Genomic DNA, 13,808 nt, shown 5'->3' on the forward strand with positions numbered 1-13,808 from the left:
CCGGAACGGACCGCCTAGGGGCGGGAGTTCCGCTTCCAGGGGCCGGTGATGGCCACCATGATCCCGGGGTCCTGGATGTTGGCGTAGAGCGTGCGCCCGTCGGGCGAGAAGACCACGCCGGTGAACTCGCTGTATTCCGGCTCCTCTTCGGTGCCGATGTTGAGGTCGTTGCGCGCGATCGGGTACGTGCGGCCGCTCTCGGTGGCGCCGAACAGGTGCTGCACGCCCTCGCCGTCCTCGGCGATGATCAGGCCGCCGTACGGCGAGACCGTGATGTTGTCGGGGCCGTCGAAGGCGCCGTCCTTGCCCGGGTCGGGGTTCACGCCGAGCAGGACCTTCAGGGTGAGGGTGCGGCGGCGCGGGCTGTAGAACCAGACCTGGCCGTCGTGCGGCTCGCCCGGGCTCTCGTCACGGGCGTACGAGGAGACGATGTAGGCGCCGCCGTCGGCCCACCACATGCCTTCGAGCTTGCGGGCGCGGGTGACCTCGCCGGCGCCGAACTGCTTGCGGATCGGGGTCTCCCTGGCGTCCCGGTCGGGGACGTCCACCCAGTCCACGCCGTACACCGTGCCGATCTTCGTGGCGCGCGAGAGGTCGTCGACGAAGCGGCCGCCGGAGTCGTAGCACTTGGGCGCCTGGAGCCGGCCCGCGTCGTCGGCGAGCTTCCGGAACCGGCCGCGTCCGTGCTTGAAGCCGTGCGGCGGCACCCAGCGGAAGAACAGGCCGTTGGGCTTGGAGTCGTCCTCGGTGAGGTAGGCGTGGCCGGTCCTCGGGTCGACGACCACGGCCTCGTGGTCGAAGCGACCGAAGAACTTCAGGGGCTTGGGGTTCCGGTTGGCCCTGCGGTCGTACGGGTCGACCTCGAAGACGTAGCCGTGGTCCTTGGTCATGCCGTTCTCGCCGGCCTTGTCGGAGTTCTCCTCGCAGGTCAGCCAGGTGCCCCAGGAGGTGCGTCCGCCCGCGCAGTTGGTGGAGGTGCCCGCGATGCCCACCCACTCGGCGACCTCGCCGCCGCGCCGCACCTCGACGACGGTGCAGCCGCCGGCCGCCGCCGGGTCGTAGACGAGGCCCTCGGTCAGCGGGACCGGGTGGTCGTAGTCGGTGCGCGGTCCGTCGAGCTCGTGGTTGTTCACGAGCAGCGTGGTGCCGCGGGGGCCCTCGAAGGTCGCGGTGCCGTCGTGGTTGGACGGCGTGAACTCGCCGCTCTCCAGCTTCGTCTTCCCGCAGTACGTGATGATCTTGTACGTGAACCCGGCGGGCAGCGCGAGGATCCCCTCGGGGTCGGGGACGAGCGGGCCGTAGCCGGGGCCGGTGGGCCGTCCTGCGGGGTGCTCGGGGGCGGCGTCCTCCTGGGTGGCCAGCGCGCCGTCGGTGGTGGCGAGCACCCCGGCGGTGCCGACGAGCGCCACACCGGCGCCGGTGAGCGCGGTGCGGCGGGTGAAGTCTCTGCGCGTGAGCGGCATCGTCTCTCCTGAGCGAGGGTCCGGACCGGACGGAGGTGCGGGGGTGGCCCGCGGCAGAGAGTTCCGCCCGCGTATAAACGGGGGTTGAACACCGTCCGACGTCTGGAGACCCGCTTCCATGAACCCCTCCACCCGGCCGTCCCCGCCCGCGCACCCCTTTCCCGCGGCCGGGCGCCGTGTCCTCGTCTCCGGAGCCTCGCGCGGACTCGGCCGCGCGGTCGCGCGGGTGTTCGCCGCGCAGGGCGACCGAGTGGCCGTGCACTACAACTCCCGGCGCGCGGAGGCCGAGCGGACCCTCGCCCTGCTCGACGGGACGGGACACGTCCTGGTCGGCGGCGACGTCTCGGATCCGGACGGGGCGGCAGGCGTGGCCGAGGAGGCCTTCGCAGGGCTCGGCGGGATCGACGTGCTCGTGAACAATGCCGCCGTCAACGTACGGCATCCGCTGCCGGAAACGCCGTACGCGGAATGGGCCGCGCAGTGGCAGGCGCACCTCGCGGTCAATGTGCTCGCCACGGCGAATCTCAGCCATCTTGCCGCGCGCCGGATGATCGACCAGGGGACGGGCGGACGCATCGTCAACATCGGTTCGCGGGGCGCCTTCCGCGGCGAACCCGACCACCCGGCGTACGGCGCGACGAAGGCGGCGGTGCACGCGCTCGGCCAGTCCCTGGCCGTATCGCTCGCTCCGTACGGGATCGGTGTCGCCTCCGTGGCCCCGGGTTTCTTCGACACCGAGCGCGTGGCGCACCGGCTGGCCGGCGCGGAGGGCGCGGCGATCCGCGAGCAGAGTCCGTTCGGGCGGGTGGCCTCCGCAGAGGAGATCGCCGAGGCCGTACGGTGGCTCGCCTCGCCGGGCGCGGAGTGGGCCTCGGGCACCGTGCTCGATCTCAACGGGGCTTCGCACCTGCGTACATGAGTCCCTCCGCAGGCCCGTACCCCGAATGGGACCGTCCGTTTCGCAACGCACCGCAAGCGCTCCCAATCTTCGTAAACAAGGTCGAGAGGGGTGAGAGGGAGCGAGTCCCAAGATTTCACGCGGCGGCCCTTGACCGCCTTCTGCGGCGGCAATAGACAGTCCTCATCCTGCAGGAGCGCAGTGGGCGGAGAGGCGAGCCCGGTGGACGCACACGAGGCACGCAGACTCCATGAGGGCCGGCTCATGCGGCTGGCCCATGTGACCGGGGTGGGGATCGGACGGGATGAGGACTCGGGCGAGGACGTGATCGTCGTCTTCGTGGACCGGGCGGTGCCCCGTGCACTCCTCCCCGCACAAGACGTGGTTCCCGACGAGCTCGAGGGCGTGCCGGTACGCGTGCTCGCGATCGGCTCTGTCGACGCCCAGGACCCGGAGTCCTGAGCCGCCGGGCAACCCCGCGCATCATCACGGGAAGAGGTGGTCAGGCGTGACGAGCCGGCCAGAACTGATGCGAGGACCGACCGGCGGACAGCTGAGCGACAGCTCCCGCCGCCAGGCGATGGGTGACTTCCTGCGGCGTGAGCAGCCGCTGGCGAACGTGGTCGGGTTCGGCCACGGTGTGAAGTGGGCCGAGGGGCAGCCGACCGGCGAGCAGGCCGTGCTCGTCTTCGTGACCCAGAAAGTGCCCGAGTCGATGCTCCCCGAGCGCGATGTCATCCCGCGCCAGATGGACGACGGCACCCCGACCGACGTGATCGCGGTCGGTCATGTGGCGGCGCAGCGCACCACGGGCCGCGGCCGCTCCGTGCCCTCGGCGCGCGGGGACGAACAGCAGTCCCCGGAGGCGGCGGGGCAGTTCGCGCAGCTGTCGCAGCCGCTGCTCGAAGAGCTCGGCGGGCTCGGCGCGTTCGAGCCGCAGCTGCTCAAGCGCCGTATGCGGCCCTGCCCTTCCGGCTTCTCGGTGGGCAATGTGCGGGTGACCGCGGGCACGCTCGGCAGTGTGGTGTACGACTTCCTGCCCGGCGCCACGGTCGACCCGCCCGGGTCGGGCCTCGGCGTCCCGTCGAAGTTCTACATCCTCTCCAACAACCACGTGCTCGCCGACTCCAACCGGGCGCAGCTGGGCAGCGCGATCCTGCAGCCCGGCACGTTCGACGGCGGGCAGGACCCGGCCGACCGGATCGCGACCCTGGAGCGCTTCATCACGATCCAGTTCGCCCCGCAGATCCCGCTGGAGCGGCACAACAACGTGGTGGACGCGGCCCTGGCGGCCGTGGACTTCCAGGACGCCACGCGGGAGCAGTACTTCAGCGGCGCCCCGCGCGCCTGGCGCCGCAAGGCGAACGTGGCGGTCGGCGACCTGGTCAAGAAGACGGGCCGCACGACGAACATCTCCTTCGGCCGCATCATCGCCACCGACGCGACGATCGACGTCAACTACGGCACGGCGGGGACGGCCCGCTTCAAGGACCAGATCCTCACCACGAACATCTCGGCGGGCGGCGACTCGGGCTCCCTTGTCACCTCCCAGGACAACGTCGCGGTCGGCCTCCTGTTCGCCGGATCGTCCGTCGTCACGGTGGTCAACCACATCGAGAACGTACGCGCCCTGCTGCGCGTCGAGATCGCCGAACAACTGGCCTGAGGCGGGAGGGCACCATGACCACGCAGGCACGCAAGCAGAAGGGCGCGCAGCGGGCGGAGCACAAGTTCTTCAACCCGCAGGGCGCGGAGGTCAAGACGCGGGACGAGGCGTTCGCGTCGATGCAGCAGGACGTGGGGGCCGAGGCCGCCACGACCACCTGCAAGCTGACGCTCCACAACGGGCAGATCACCTTCGCCCTCGAAGTCCTCTACAACCCCAACACGTACCCGCACGTGGTGACCGGCGGCCAGATCACGTCCGGTATCTGCGGGGCGCCCTGGGACATCACGAGCGGCTTCATCGGCGAGTCGCTCCGCCTCGACGCGAAGCGCGCGGGCCAGGGCTCCTGCGCCTCGACGCTCACGATCGTCGGCGAGTACCAGAACCCGCCGGCCTTCCGCGGCACGTACGGCTTCGACGGCGCGACATCCTCCTTCAAACACACCACACGCTACGAGTGCTGACCCTGCTCCCCGCGGGGTGGTGGGCGGTCCCTTCGGAAGGGGGCCGCCCACCGATGGGGTGCCTGTCAGCCCGTGGGGCAACCTTCCAGCCCGTCCGGCGTTTGAGGACGAGCGCCGTCCAGGCGCGAAAGGGGGCAAGGGGCGAAGCCCCAAAGGGGGGTGCAGGGGGCGAAGCCCCCGCGTGGGTGCCCACCAAGGCAGGCCCAGGGGCGAAGCCCCAGTTCGGGTGCCCACCCAAGGGGGCCCGGGGGCGCAGCCCCCGGTTTCGGGAAGGGGCGGGTAGGGGAAACCACCTCACCCCGAACCCACCCGCACCCGAACTACCCCCGCGACCGAGCCTTGAACGCCGCCTTCCGCGCTTCCTTCGCCACCTTCTTGTCCGGATGCAACCGCCCCATCGCCTCCAGGACCTCCGCCGTCGCCGGGTGGTCCACCCGCCACGCCGTGTCGAAGAACCCGGCGTGCTGCGAGGCCAGCCCCTCGACCAGACCCTGGAGCTCCTCCGAGTTCCCCTCCGCCGCCAGCTGCGCGGCCAACGTGTCCACGGTCAGCCAGAAGATCATCGCCTCGTCGGGCGCCGGCACATCCGCGAACCCGTGCTCCACGAGCCACACCCGCGCGAGCCCGCCGAGCTCCGGATCCCCGAGCACCTCGCGCAGCGCGGGCTCGGCGGCCGGCCCCGCCAGGGACAGCGCCTGCTGGCAGCGCAGCCGCCGCAGCGGCCCCGACTCGTCGGACCCGCGCGCCGCCGCCAGCAACTCCCGTGCCGCCGCGACCGGTTCACGCCCCGCGAGCCACAGCTCGGTCTCCGCCTGCGCCGCGGCCTGCGGGAAGCCGGCCGTCGCGTCGAGCAGCACATCCGCGCCCTTGTCCGCGAGGTCGCCGACGGCCGGTGCGTCCACGCCGGCCTCCACCATCCGCGCGCGGACCCCGTACAGGCCGAGCGGCGTGAGGCGCACCATGCCGTAACGGCTGATGTCCTCGTCCTCGGGCAGCTCGGGCACCGCGACCTCGTCCCCGGCCTCCGCCATCAACTCCTCGTCCACCGGCCGGAATTCGACCAGGCCGATCGGTTCGAGGAGCCGGAACTGGTCGTCGAGCCGCATCATCGCGTCCGAGACCTGCTCCAGGATGTCGTCGGTGGGCTCGCCCATGTCGTCCGGCACGATCATCGACGCGGCGAGCGCCGGCAGCGGTACGGGCTCGTCGCCGGGGCCGTCCTCGCTGACGGTCAGCAGATACAGGTTGCCCAGCACGCCTTCGAGGAACTCGGCCTCCGCCTCGGGGTCCCAGCCCAGCGCGTCGAGGTCGATCTCGCCGCCCTCGCTGAGCGCGTCCACCAGATCGTCGAGGTCCGGCACGCTCGCGTCCGACAGGACCGTGTCGAGGGCGGACTGCCAGATGGCGAGGACGTCCGCCGGGGCGCCCGAGGTGATGAGCGCGAGCTCCTCGCCCGCGGTCACCGTGCCGTCCGACTCCTCGTCCCCGTCGGTGACCTCGACCAGGCCGGCGTCGACGGCGACCCGCCACGCCTCGCTGGCGAACGCGGGCCCGTCCTCGTCGTCCGCGGCGAACCCGAGCAGGGCGGCCGCCTCGGGCAGCTGCTCGTCGACGAGTTCACCGCCCGCGCCCACGCGCGTCGCGGGCCCGGCCCAGCGGGCGAGCCGTACCGCGCGGGCGAGCAGCGGTGCGGCGAGCGCGGCCCGCGCGAGCTCCGCCTCGGGGGCGAGGCGCGCCGGCGGCAGCGTGGTGCGTTCGGGGCTCATGTACTGGCTCTCCTCGTACGGTTCCCCGCGGGCAGTGCGGGCGGCCCCCAGGGTAGACGGATTCGGCCCGGGACCGGCCGGTTCATGTACCCGTCAGGAGTCGTACACCCGCCAAGCCTTGACAACTCCCCTGCCCGCACAAGAGATTGACGCGCGTAGATCCGCACGTGGCCCGGCCGGTCCGTCCACCGCCCGGGCTACGCGCGTCACGTTCACCACCGCACGGGCACCCGCCCCACCACCGCACCTCGCGTACCGGCACCACCAGCACCGTCACCACCCTCATCACGCCCTACGGAGAGTCCTATGCCGTCTCGTTCCGCTCACCCGCACGCCCTGCCCAGAACCGCCGCCGTCGTCGCGGCCGCCCTCGCCGCCGGTCTCCTGTCCGCCGGCAGCGCGGACGCCGCCCCGGTCCGCATCCACGACATCCAGGGCACGACCCGGCTCTCGCCGCTGGACGGTCAGCAGGTCAGCGAGGTCGAGGGGATAGTCACCGGGGTCCGTGCGTACGGGGCCCGCGGCTTCTGGATCCAGGACGCGCAGCCCGACACGGACCCCGCCACGAGCGAGGGCGTCTTCGTCTTCACGGGCTCGGCGCCCACGGTGAAGACGGGTGACGCGGTACGGGTCTCCGGCACCGTCACCGAGTACGTGCCGGGCGGCGCGAACTCCGGCAACCAGTCGCTCACGCAGATCACCAAGCCCACGGTCACCGTGGTCTCCGCCGGCAACGAGCTGCCCGCGGCCGTCACCATCGAGGGACGCAAGGTGCCCGCCGCCTACGCCCCCGAGGGCGACCCGGCGGAGGGCAACAGCATCAACAGGCTCCCGCTGCACCCGCGTTCGTACGCCCTCGACTACTACGAATCCCTCGAGGGGATGAACGTCGCGATCGGCACCTCGCGCGTGGTCGGCGCCACCGACCCGTACAACGAGCTGTGGGTGACGGTGAAGCCCTGGGAGAACCCGACCCACCGCGGCGGCGCCCGCTACGGCTCGTACACCTCGCAGAACACCGGCCGGCTCCAGATCCAGCAGCTCACGCCGATCTCCGAGAGCCCCTTCCCGAAGGCGGACGTGGGCGACCGGCTCACCGGCCGCACCGAAGGCCCCCTGGACTTCAACCAGTTCGGCGGCTACACCCTGACCGCCCGCACGCTCGGCACCGTCGAGGACCGCGACCTCCCGCGCGAGCGGACCCGCCGCCAGGACCGCGACGACCTGGCCGTGGCCACGTACAACGTGGAGAACCTGGACCCGAAGGACCCGCAGGCGAAGTTCGACGCGCTCGCCCAGGCCGTGGTGGAGAACCTCGCGAGCCCCGACATCCTCGCCCTGGAGGAGATCCAGGACGACAACGGCGCCACCAACGACGGCACGGTCGCGGCCGGCGAGACGCTGCGGAAGTTCACCGAGGCGATCAAGGCGGCGGGCGGCCCGGCGTACGAGTGGCGCTCGATCGACCCGGAGAACAACAAGGACGGCGGCGAGCCGGGCGGCAACATCCGCCAGGCCTTCCTCTTCAACCCGGCCCGCGTGTCCTTCACGGACCGCCCCGGCGGTGACGCCACGACGGCCACGGCGGTCGTACGGCACAAGGGCCGCGCGGCTCTCACCCTCTCCCCCGGCCGGATCGACCCGGCCAACCCGGCCTGGGAGAACAGCCGCAAGCCGCTCGCGGGCGAGTTCTCCTTCCGCGGCCGTCCGGTGATCGTGATCGCCAACCACTTCGGCTCCAAGGGCGGCGACGAGTCGCTGACCTCCCACCACCAGCCGCCGGTGCGCTCCTCGGAGGCGAAGCGAATTGAGCAGGCCCGGGCGGTGAACGGTTTCGTCAAGGACGTGCTCAAGGTGCAGCGCGGCGCGGACGTGCTGGTGGTCGGCGACATCAACGACTTCGAGTTCTCGGCCACGACCAAGGCGCTGACCGACGGCGGCGCCCTGGAGGCGGCGATCACGTCGCTGCCGCGCGCCGAGCGCTACTCGTACGTCTACCAGGGCAACTCGCAGGTGCTCGACCAGATCCTGACCAGCCCGTCGATCGACGACTACAGCTACGACAGCGTGCACATCAACGCGGAGTTCGCCGAGCAGAACAGCGACCACGACCCGCAGGTGCTGCGCTTCGAGCCGTAGGGGCCCGCGGCGTCCGTGCGGATCCGCGAGGAACCGTGCGCTCCTCCGGTCGCAGCCTCCGCCCCTTGACCTGAACCTCGCTTCAACTTTCAGGATGGGGATCACCAAGACGGCGGCTACGACCGGAGGTTGGCCATGACCCTGCGTATCGACACTGTTCCCGACCTGGACCGCCCGGGCATCGGGGCCGTGTTCGCCAGCACGTGGAACGTGCACACGCCCGAGCGGCAGGACGCGGCGGTCGCGGCGATCACGAAGACCTGGGAGAGCCGGCCCTGGCCCGAGGACGGGCCGGTCTCCTACAGCGTGTTCAAGGGCACGGACGGCGCCTCGCTCCTGCATCTGTCGCAGTGGCGCGAGCTGTCCGACTACGACGCCTTCGTGGCCGCACACCGCGCCGAGCGCAACAGCGAGATCGACGACGCCGTGCCGGGCATCGAGCGGCTGCGGCTCGACAAGTACGCGCCGTACCGCGGCACTTCACGCGATCCGGGGCGGGTGCCCGGGGCGTTCGTGACAGTGGAAGTGGAGTTCGACGGTCCCGACCCCGACCGTCAGCGGGCCTGGATCGACGCGGTCTTCGAGGCGCTCGGCTCGGATCCGGCGCCGCACCCGGGCGGCATCTCCGGCCACTTCCACACCGGCTTCGACGGCACGCGGGTGCTCAACTTCGCCCAGTGGGCGAGCGTCCAGGACCACATCGACGCCCTGGCCGCGCCCGGCGACGGCATCGGCTCCCCCACACCCGAGTGGCAGCGGGTGCAGAGCTTCCCCGGGGTGGTCGGGGGCGGGGTCCGCCGGTGGCTGCCGGGCGTGAGCCTGAGCGGCGGCTGACCTCCGGCCGCCGCGGGGCCCGCAGGCAGCGGCGTGCGGGCCGGACCGCCCCGAGGCCCGGGGGAGGCGGCGGGCGGTCCCCGTGCGAGACTCCGCCCATGCTCCTGCGCCCCGCCACCCGCCCCGACCTGCCCGCCGTCCTCGCCCTGCTCGCGGACGAGGACCGGGTCGTCGACCCGGCCTCCGTGGTCGTCGACGAGGCGCACGAGCGGGCGTTCGCGGCGATCGAGGACGACCCGCGCAACGAGATGCTCGTCCTCGTCGACGACAGCGACCGTGGCAGCGGCAGCGGCACGATCGTGGGCTGCGCCCAGCTCACGTACATCCCGGGGCTCGGGCAGGGCGGACGCGAGCGGGCGCTGGTCGAGGCCGTGCGCGTGCGGGCCGACCGGCGGGGCGGCGGCCTCGGCGCGCGGCTGATGGAGCTGGCGGTCGAGCGGGCCCGGGCGCGCGGCTGCGGGCTGATGCAGCTGACCAGCAACAAGCGCCGGGACGCCGCCCACCGTTTCTACGAGCGGCTCGGGTTCACCCGCAGCCACGAAGGGTTCAAGCTGCCGCTCTGAGGCGGCACGCGAGCCGCCTCTCCGAGACCCCAGGGGTCAGAGCAGATGCCCGCCCCCGTCCACCAGGACCACCTCGCCCGTGATGTACGAGGCGTTGGCGAGGTCCGTGATCGTCTCCGCGATGTCCTCGGCGGTGCCGACCCGGCGCAGCGGGAGCCGGGCGGCGACCTCGTCCATCGCCCTGTCGATCCCGTCGAGCCCCTCGTACCAGGGGGTCGCGATCATGCCGGGTGCGACGGCGTTCACCCGGATCTCCGGGCCGAGTTGCTTGGCGAGCAGGCGGGTCATGTGGTTGAGGGCCGCCTTGCTGACCGCGTACGGGACGGAGCTGCCGCCCGCGTTGATCCCGGCCTGGGACGAGACGTTGACGATGCTGCCGCGGCCGTGCGCGCGCAGGTGCGGGACGGCGGCGGTGACCGTGCGCCAGACGCCGATCACGTTGACCTCGTGGATCTCGCGCCAGACCTCCGGGCTCGCGGCGACCAGGTCCGCGTGGTCGATGAAGCGGGTCGTGCCCGCGTTGTTCACCAGGATGTCGAGCCGGCCGTACGCCGCGACGGCGGACTCGACCAGCGCCTCGGGGTCCTTCGCCACGTCGGCCTGGACGTAGACCGCGTCCGGGAGTTCGGCCGCGAGGGCCCGGCCCGCGGCGACGGAGGTGGCCGAGTTGACCACCACGCGGATGCCGGCGGCGGCCAGCCGGCGGGCCGTGGCCGCGCCGATCCCCGAGGACGACCCGGTGACCAGGGCGCCCCGCTGTTCCTTGCTCATGTGCTGCAGCGCCTTCTGTGTGTCGGCCCTGCCGCGCCCGTGCCGATCATGCCACGGGGTCTTCGCGGGCGGCCCGGCCGCCCGCACGGCGCCCGTACCGTGAGACGCCCTGGTGCCAACTCGCCCTCCTATGCGCCACTATGACGAGTGTCGTCCTGCGACGGGACTGTCGTCCCTCACTGTCGCCCCTTCTTGGAGGCCGCCATGCAGCTGGGCAAAGCCATCTCCACCGGGTACGCCGAGGAAGAGCCGCTCGTGAGCGGGGAACGCGAAGACCGCGAGCCGGCCGGCGCCGAGAGCGGGAACGCTTCCGGGGCCGTGTCCGGGGCCGACTCCGTACGGACCACGACCGCACCGGCACCCGCCGAGGTGCCCGCAGGATGAACCGGAGGCTCCCCGAGGAACGCCCGAAGGAGCCACCGACCGGTTACAAGATCGCCCACCCGGTGCTGTCCCAGGACGGCACCCGGGCGGGCTTCATCGGCGTCTCGCTGGGCGCCGCGCTCCCGTACGGCGTGCTCGACGAGGCGTCCTGCGTCTACGGTCTGCGCCACCGCGCGCCGCACCGCCGCTGCGACTGCGGCTTCCACTGCGTGCACGCGCGCCAGGACGCCGAGGCCCTGCTCACCACGGCCGACCACCGCAAGGCCGTGTTGCTCGAAGTGACGGTGCTCGGCGCCTATATCCGCTTCGAGCGCGGTTTCCGTTACGGCCGGCAGCGGGTGCGCACCATGACCGCGGGGCCGTGCGGCTGCGGCGCGGCGGGCGCCGTGCTCGCCGACGCCGGCTGGGGCCGGCCGGGCTGGCGCGTCCTGGAGAGCGCCTGCCCGGGGTGCGCGGGGGCGCGTCGGGGGGTGGCTCCGGCGGCGTTCGAGCGGCTCGCGGGCCAGGGCCTGAAGGTGCGGATCCTGCCGGTGGCGATGACCCCGGCGTACGGCGTGCCCGAACTGGTCGCCGAGGCGGCCCTGCTGCAGGCCCGGCTCGACTGGTTCCAGACCCAGCTGGCCCGAATCCAGGGCGGGCGCGGGGGATAGCTCCGCGCCGAGAGGGGTACCCGCCGCGTCCCCGAGACCAGGGAGGCGGGACACGTGAGCGGGCCAGGCAACGGGCAGCAAGGGGACACCGCGCACACCGCGCGGGTGCCGCAGGCGGCGGCGGACGGGCACGCCTCGGTGGGCGAGCTGGTCAGCCGCGCCTCGGAGCAGCTCTCCACGCTCGTACGACAGGAAATGCAGCTCGCCAAGGCCGAGTTGACCGAGAAGGGCAAGCAGGCCGGGTTCGGCGGCGGACTCTTCGGCGCGGCCGGCGCGGTCGCGTACGTCGGCTTCATGGTGCTCGCCGCGGCGGCCGTGGCGGCGCTCTCGCTCGCCCTGCCCGTGTGGGCGGGCGCGCTGATCGTGAGCGGTGTGCTGTTCCTGACGGCCGGGGTACTCGCGGCCGCGGGCCGGCAGCGGTTCACCAAGGCCGCTCCCCCGATGCCGGAGCGGGCGATCGACAGCGTGCGGGCCGATGTGGCGGAGATCAAGGAGAGGGCGGCGCGATGAGCGAACGGACGGCGGCCGGCGCCGGCACACCCGAGCAGCTGCGCCGCGACATCGAGCGGACACGCGGTGAACTGGGCGCCACCGTCGAGGAGTTGGCGGCCAAGGCCGATGTGAAGAGCCGCGCGCGGGAGCGGATGGCCGGGGTGCGGACGCGGATGAAGGAGAGGACGGAACGGATGAAGGGCAAGGCTCAGGCGCTCCAGGGCAAGGCATCCGAGGCGAAGGCGGGAGCGAAGGGCAAAACGGCCGGTGCGCGCGAGCAGGCGGGCGCGAAGATGCAGCAGGCCGGCGAGCTGAAGGACCAGGTCGCCCACCAGGCGGGCGAGCTGAAGACCCAGGCGATGGAGAAGGCCGCGCAGGCGGGCGGCCGCATCAAGGACGTCACCACGCAGGCGCAGGGCCGCGCCACCGATGCCGCACACCGGGTGCAGGAGAACACCCCGCAGCCGGTGCTCGACGTGGCAGCCTCGGTGGCCAGGACCGGCAGGCGGCACCGCCCGGTGCTGCTCATCGGCGCGGGCACCCTGCTCGTGGTGAGCGTCCTCCGCAAACGGCGCAACGGTCGCGGGCGACACGGCCGTTGAGCCGGGGTGAGGGAAGGGGCGCGGCCCACCGCACGGGTCGCGCCCCGCCTGTGTCTCCGGACGCCGCCCGCGGGACACCGCCCGGCGCACCCACACCGCCCGGCGCACCCACCGCACCCGCCACCCCGATTGCGTAGCACCCCTACCCCACACCCTGAAGCAGATTTAAGTGGAGCTTCACAGTGCACGCGCCGACACTTCTGCCATGACGACTTCGCCCTTCGGCCGCGCCCTGTGCGCGATGATCACCCCCTTCGACGCGACCGGCGCGCTCGACCTCGACGGCGCGCAGAAGCTGGCCGCGCATCTCGTGGCCGAGGGCTGCGACGGACTCGTCCTGTCCGGCACGACCGGCGAGTCACCGACCACCGGGGACGAGGAGAAGACCGCGCTGATCCGGGCGGTGCGCGAGGCGGTGGGCGACCGCGGCACCATCGTCGCGGGCGTCGGCACCTCGGACACGGAGCACACGGTCCGCCTGGCGCGCGCGGCCGAACAGGCGGGCGCCGACGGCCTGTTGGTGGTCACGCCGTACTACAGCAAGCCCCCGCAGGACGCCGTCGAGGCACACTTCCGCGAGATCGCCGGCCGCAGCGGTCTGCCCCTGATGCTGTACGACATCCCGGGCCGCACCGGCACCCGCATCGAACCGGCCACGATGCTGCGCCTCGCGGAGCACGAGCGGATCGTCGCGGTCAAGGACTGCGCATACGACGCACTCGGCAGCTCCAAGGTGATCGCCGCGAGCGGCCTCGCGTACTACGCGGGCTGCGAGGAGTGGATCCTGCCGCTGTACGCGGTGGGCGGCGCCGGCTTCGTCTCGACGGTGGCGAACGTGGCGCCCCGGCTGCTGCGTTCGCTGCTCGACGCGTACGACGCGGGCGACACCGCCCGCGCGACGGCCCTCCACCACCGGGTGCTCCCGCTGGTCGAGCGCATGATGGCGGCCGGCCTGCCGGGCACCGTCACGGCCAAGGCCCTGCTCGGCGAACTCGGCCTGCCCGCGGGGCCGGTGCGCGGGCCGTTGCTGCCCGCGACGGCCGAGCAGGTCAGGGCGCTCCTGTCGGCGTACGGGACGGCGACGGGCGAACGCATGGCGGCCGACGCCTAACCAGG

At 72.7% G+C, this 13,808-nt stretch carries 15 protein-coding genes; 12 read left to right on the plus strand and 3 right to left on the minus strand.

The genetic code is table 11. The annotated features are described in order from the left end of the window. Positions 1–14 precede the first annotated feature (14 nt). Positions 15–1,463, minus strand: a complete 1,449-nt coding sequence (locus BLT97_RS27050; RefSeq protein WP_093614664.1) for an alkaline phosphatase PhoX — start codon at positions 1,461–1,463, stop codon at positions 15–17. Between the two features lie 118 nt (positions 1,464–1,581). Here BLT97_RS27050 and BLT97_RS27055 point away from each other — a divergent pair, with 118 nt between their 5' ends. From BLT97_RS27055 to BLT97_RS27070, 4 genes are all read left to right on the plus strand, one after another. Then, entirely contained in the window at positions 1,582–2,382 is an 801-nt protein-coding gene (locus tag BLT97_RS27055; RefSeq protein WP_093614666.1) for an SDR family NAD(P)-dependent oxidoreductase, read from the plus strand. 201 nt (positions 2,383–2,583) lie between these two features. Continuing rightward, entirely contained in the window at positions 2,584–2,823 is a 240-nt protein-coding gene (locus tag BLT97_RS27060; RefSeq protein WP_245769565.1) for a hypothetical protein, read from the plus strand. Between the two features lie 67 nt (positions 2,824–2,890). Continuing rightward, the gene (locus BLT97_RS27065; protein WP_093614670.1) at positions 2,891–4,027 is read left to right on the plus strand and encodes a chymotrypsin family serine protease; all 1,137 of its coding nucleotides are present in this window, start codon (positions 2,891–2,893) and stop codon (positions 4,025–4,027) included. Positions 4,028–4,041: 14 nt separating this feature from the next. Continuing rightward, a complete protein-coding gene (locus BLT97_RS27070; RefSeq protein WP_093614672.1) occupies positions 4,042–4,491 on the plus strand; it encodes a hypothetical protein in 450 nt (149 codons plus the stop codon). A gap of 320 nt (positions 4,492–4,811) precedes the next feature. Here BLT97_RS27070 and BLT97_RS27075 read toward each other — a convergent pair whose 3' ends face one another. Next, positions 4,812–6,257: a hypothetical protein gene (locus tag BLT97_RS27075; protein WP_093614674.1), complete on the minus strand. Its 1,446-nt coding sequence runs from the start codon at positions 6,255–6,257 to the stop codon at positions 4,812–4,814. Between the two features lie 306 nt (positions 6,258–6,563). Here BLT97_RS27075 and BLT97_RS27080 point away from each other — a divergent pair, with 306 nt between their 5' ends. The 3 genes from BLT97_RS27080 (at position 6,564) to BLT97_RS27090 (ending at position 9,793) form a co-directional block, all read left to right on the plus strand. Further along, positions 6,564–8,396 carry an endonuclease/exonuclease/phosphatase family protein gene (locus BLT97_RS27080; protein WP_093614676.1) on the plus strand — a complete coding sequence of 611 codons (1,833 nt, stop codon included), beginning with the start codon at positions 6,564–6,566 and terminating at the stop codon, positions 8,394–8,396. 135 nt (positions 8,397–8,531) lie between these two features. Then, positions 8,532–9,230: an antibiotic biosynthesis monooxygenase gene (locus BLT97_RS27085; protein ID WP_093614678.1), complete on the plus strand. Its 699-nt coding sequence runs from the start codon at positions 8,532–8,534 to the stop codon at positions 9,228–9,230. Positions 9,231–9,328: 98 nt separating this feature from the next. Beyond that, positions 9,329–9,793, plus strand: coding sequence for a GNAT family N-acetyltransferase (locus BLT97_RS27090; protein ID WP_093614680.1), 465 nt, complete (start codon positions 9,329–9,331; stop codon positions 9,791–9,793). A gap of 36 nt (positions 9,794–9,829) precedes the next feature. Here BLT97_RS27090 and BLT97_RS27095 read toward each other — a convergent pair whose 3' ends face one another. Beyond that, on the minus strand, positions 9,830–10,564 hold the full coding sequence (locus BLT97_RS27095; RefSeq protein ID WP_093614871.1) for an SDR family NAD(P)-dependent oxidoreductase: 735 nt from the start codon (positions 10,562–10,564) through the stop codon (positions 9,830–9,832). A 204-nt stretch (positions 10,565–10,768) separates the two neighbouring features. Here BLT97_RS27095 and BLT97_RS27100 point away from each other — a divergent pair, with 204 nt between their 5' ends. From BLT97_RS27100 to dapA, 5 genes are all read left to right on the plus strand, one after another. Continuing rightward, a complete protein-coding gene (locus BLT97_RS27100; protein ID WP_093614682.1) occupies positions 10,769–10,948 on the plus strand; it encodes a hypothetical protein in 180 nt (59 codons plus the stop codon). Further along, positions 10,945–11,598 carry a hypothetical protein gene (locus BLT97_RS27105; RefSeq protein ID WP_093614684.1) on the plus strand — a complete coding sequence of 218 codons (654 nt, stop codon included), beginning with the start codon at positions 10,945–10,947 and terminating at the stop codon, positions 11,596–11,598. Before BLT97_RS27100 ends, BLT97_RS27105 begins: the two co-directional genes overlap by 4 nt. Positions 11,599–11,703: 105 nt before the next feature. Then, positions 11,704–12,108 carry a phage holin family protein gene (locus BLT97_RS27110; RefSeq protein WP_245769572.1) on the plus strand — a complete coding sequence of 135 codons (405 nt, stop codon included), beginning with the start codon at positions 11,704–11,706 and terminating at the stop codon, positions 12,106–12,108. Further along, positions 12,105–12,692 (plus strand): DUF3618 domain-containing protein, encoded by a 588-nt coding sequence (locus BLT97_RS27115; RefSeq protein WP_093614688.1) that lies wholly within the window; start codon positions 12,105–12,107, stop codon positions 12,690–12,692. Before BLT97_RS27110 ends, BLT97_RS27115 begins: the two co-directional genes overlap by 4 nt. Positions 12,693–12,897: 205 nt before the next feature. Then, positions 12,898–13,803, plus strand: coding sequence for a 4-hydroxy-tetrahydrodipicolinate synthase (dapA, locus tag BLT97_RS27120; protein WP_093614690.1), 906 nt, complete (start codon positions 12,898–12,900; stop codon positions 13,801–13,803). Positions 13,804–13,808: the final 5 nt, after the last annotated feature.

Origin of the sequence: Streptomyces indicus (assembly GCF_900100315.1) — a bacterium.
Classification (GTDB): domain Bacteria; phylum Actinomycetota; class Actinomycetes; order Streptomycetales; family Streptomycetaceae; genus Streptomyces; species Streptomyces indicus.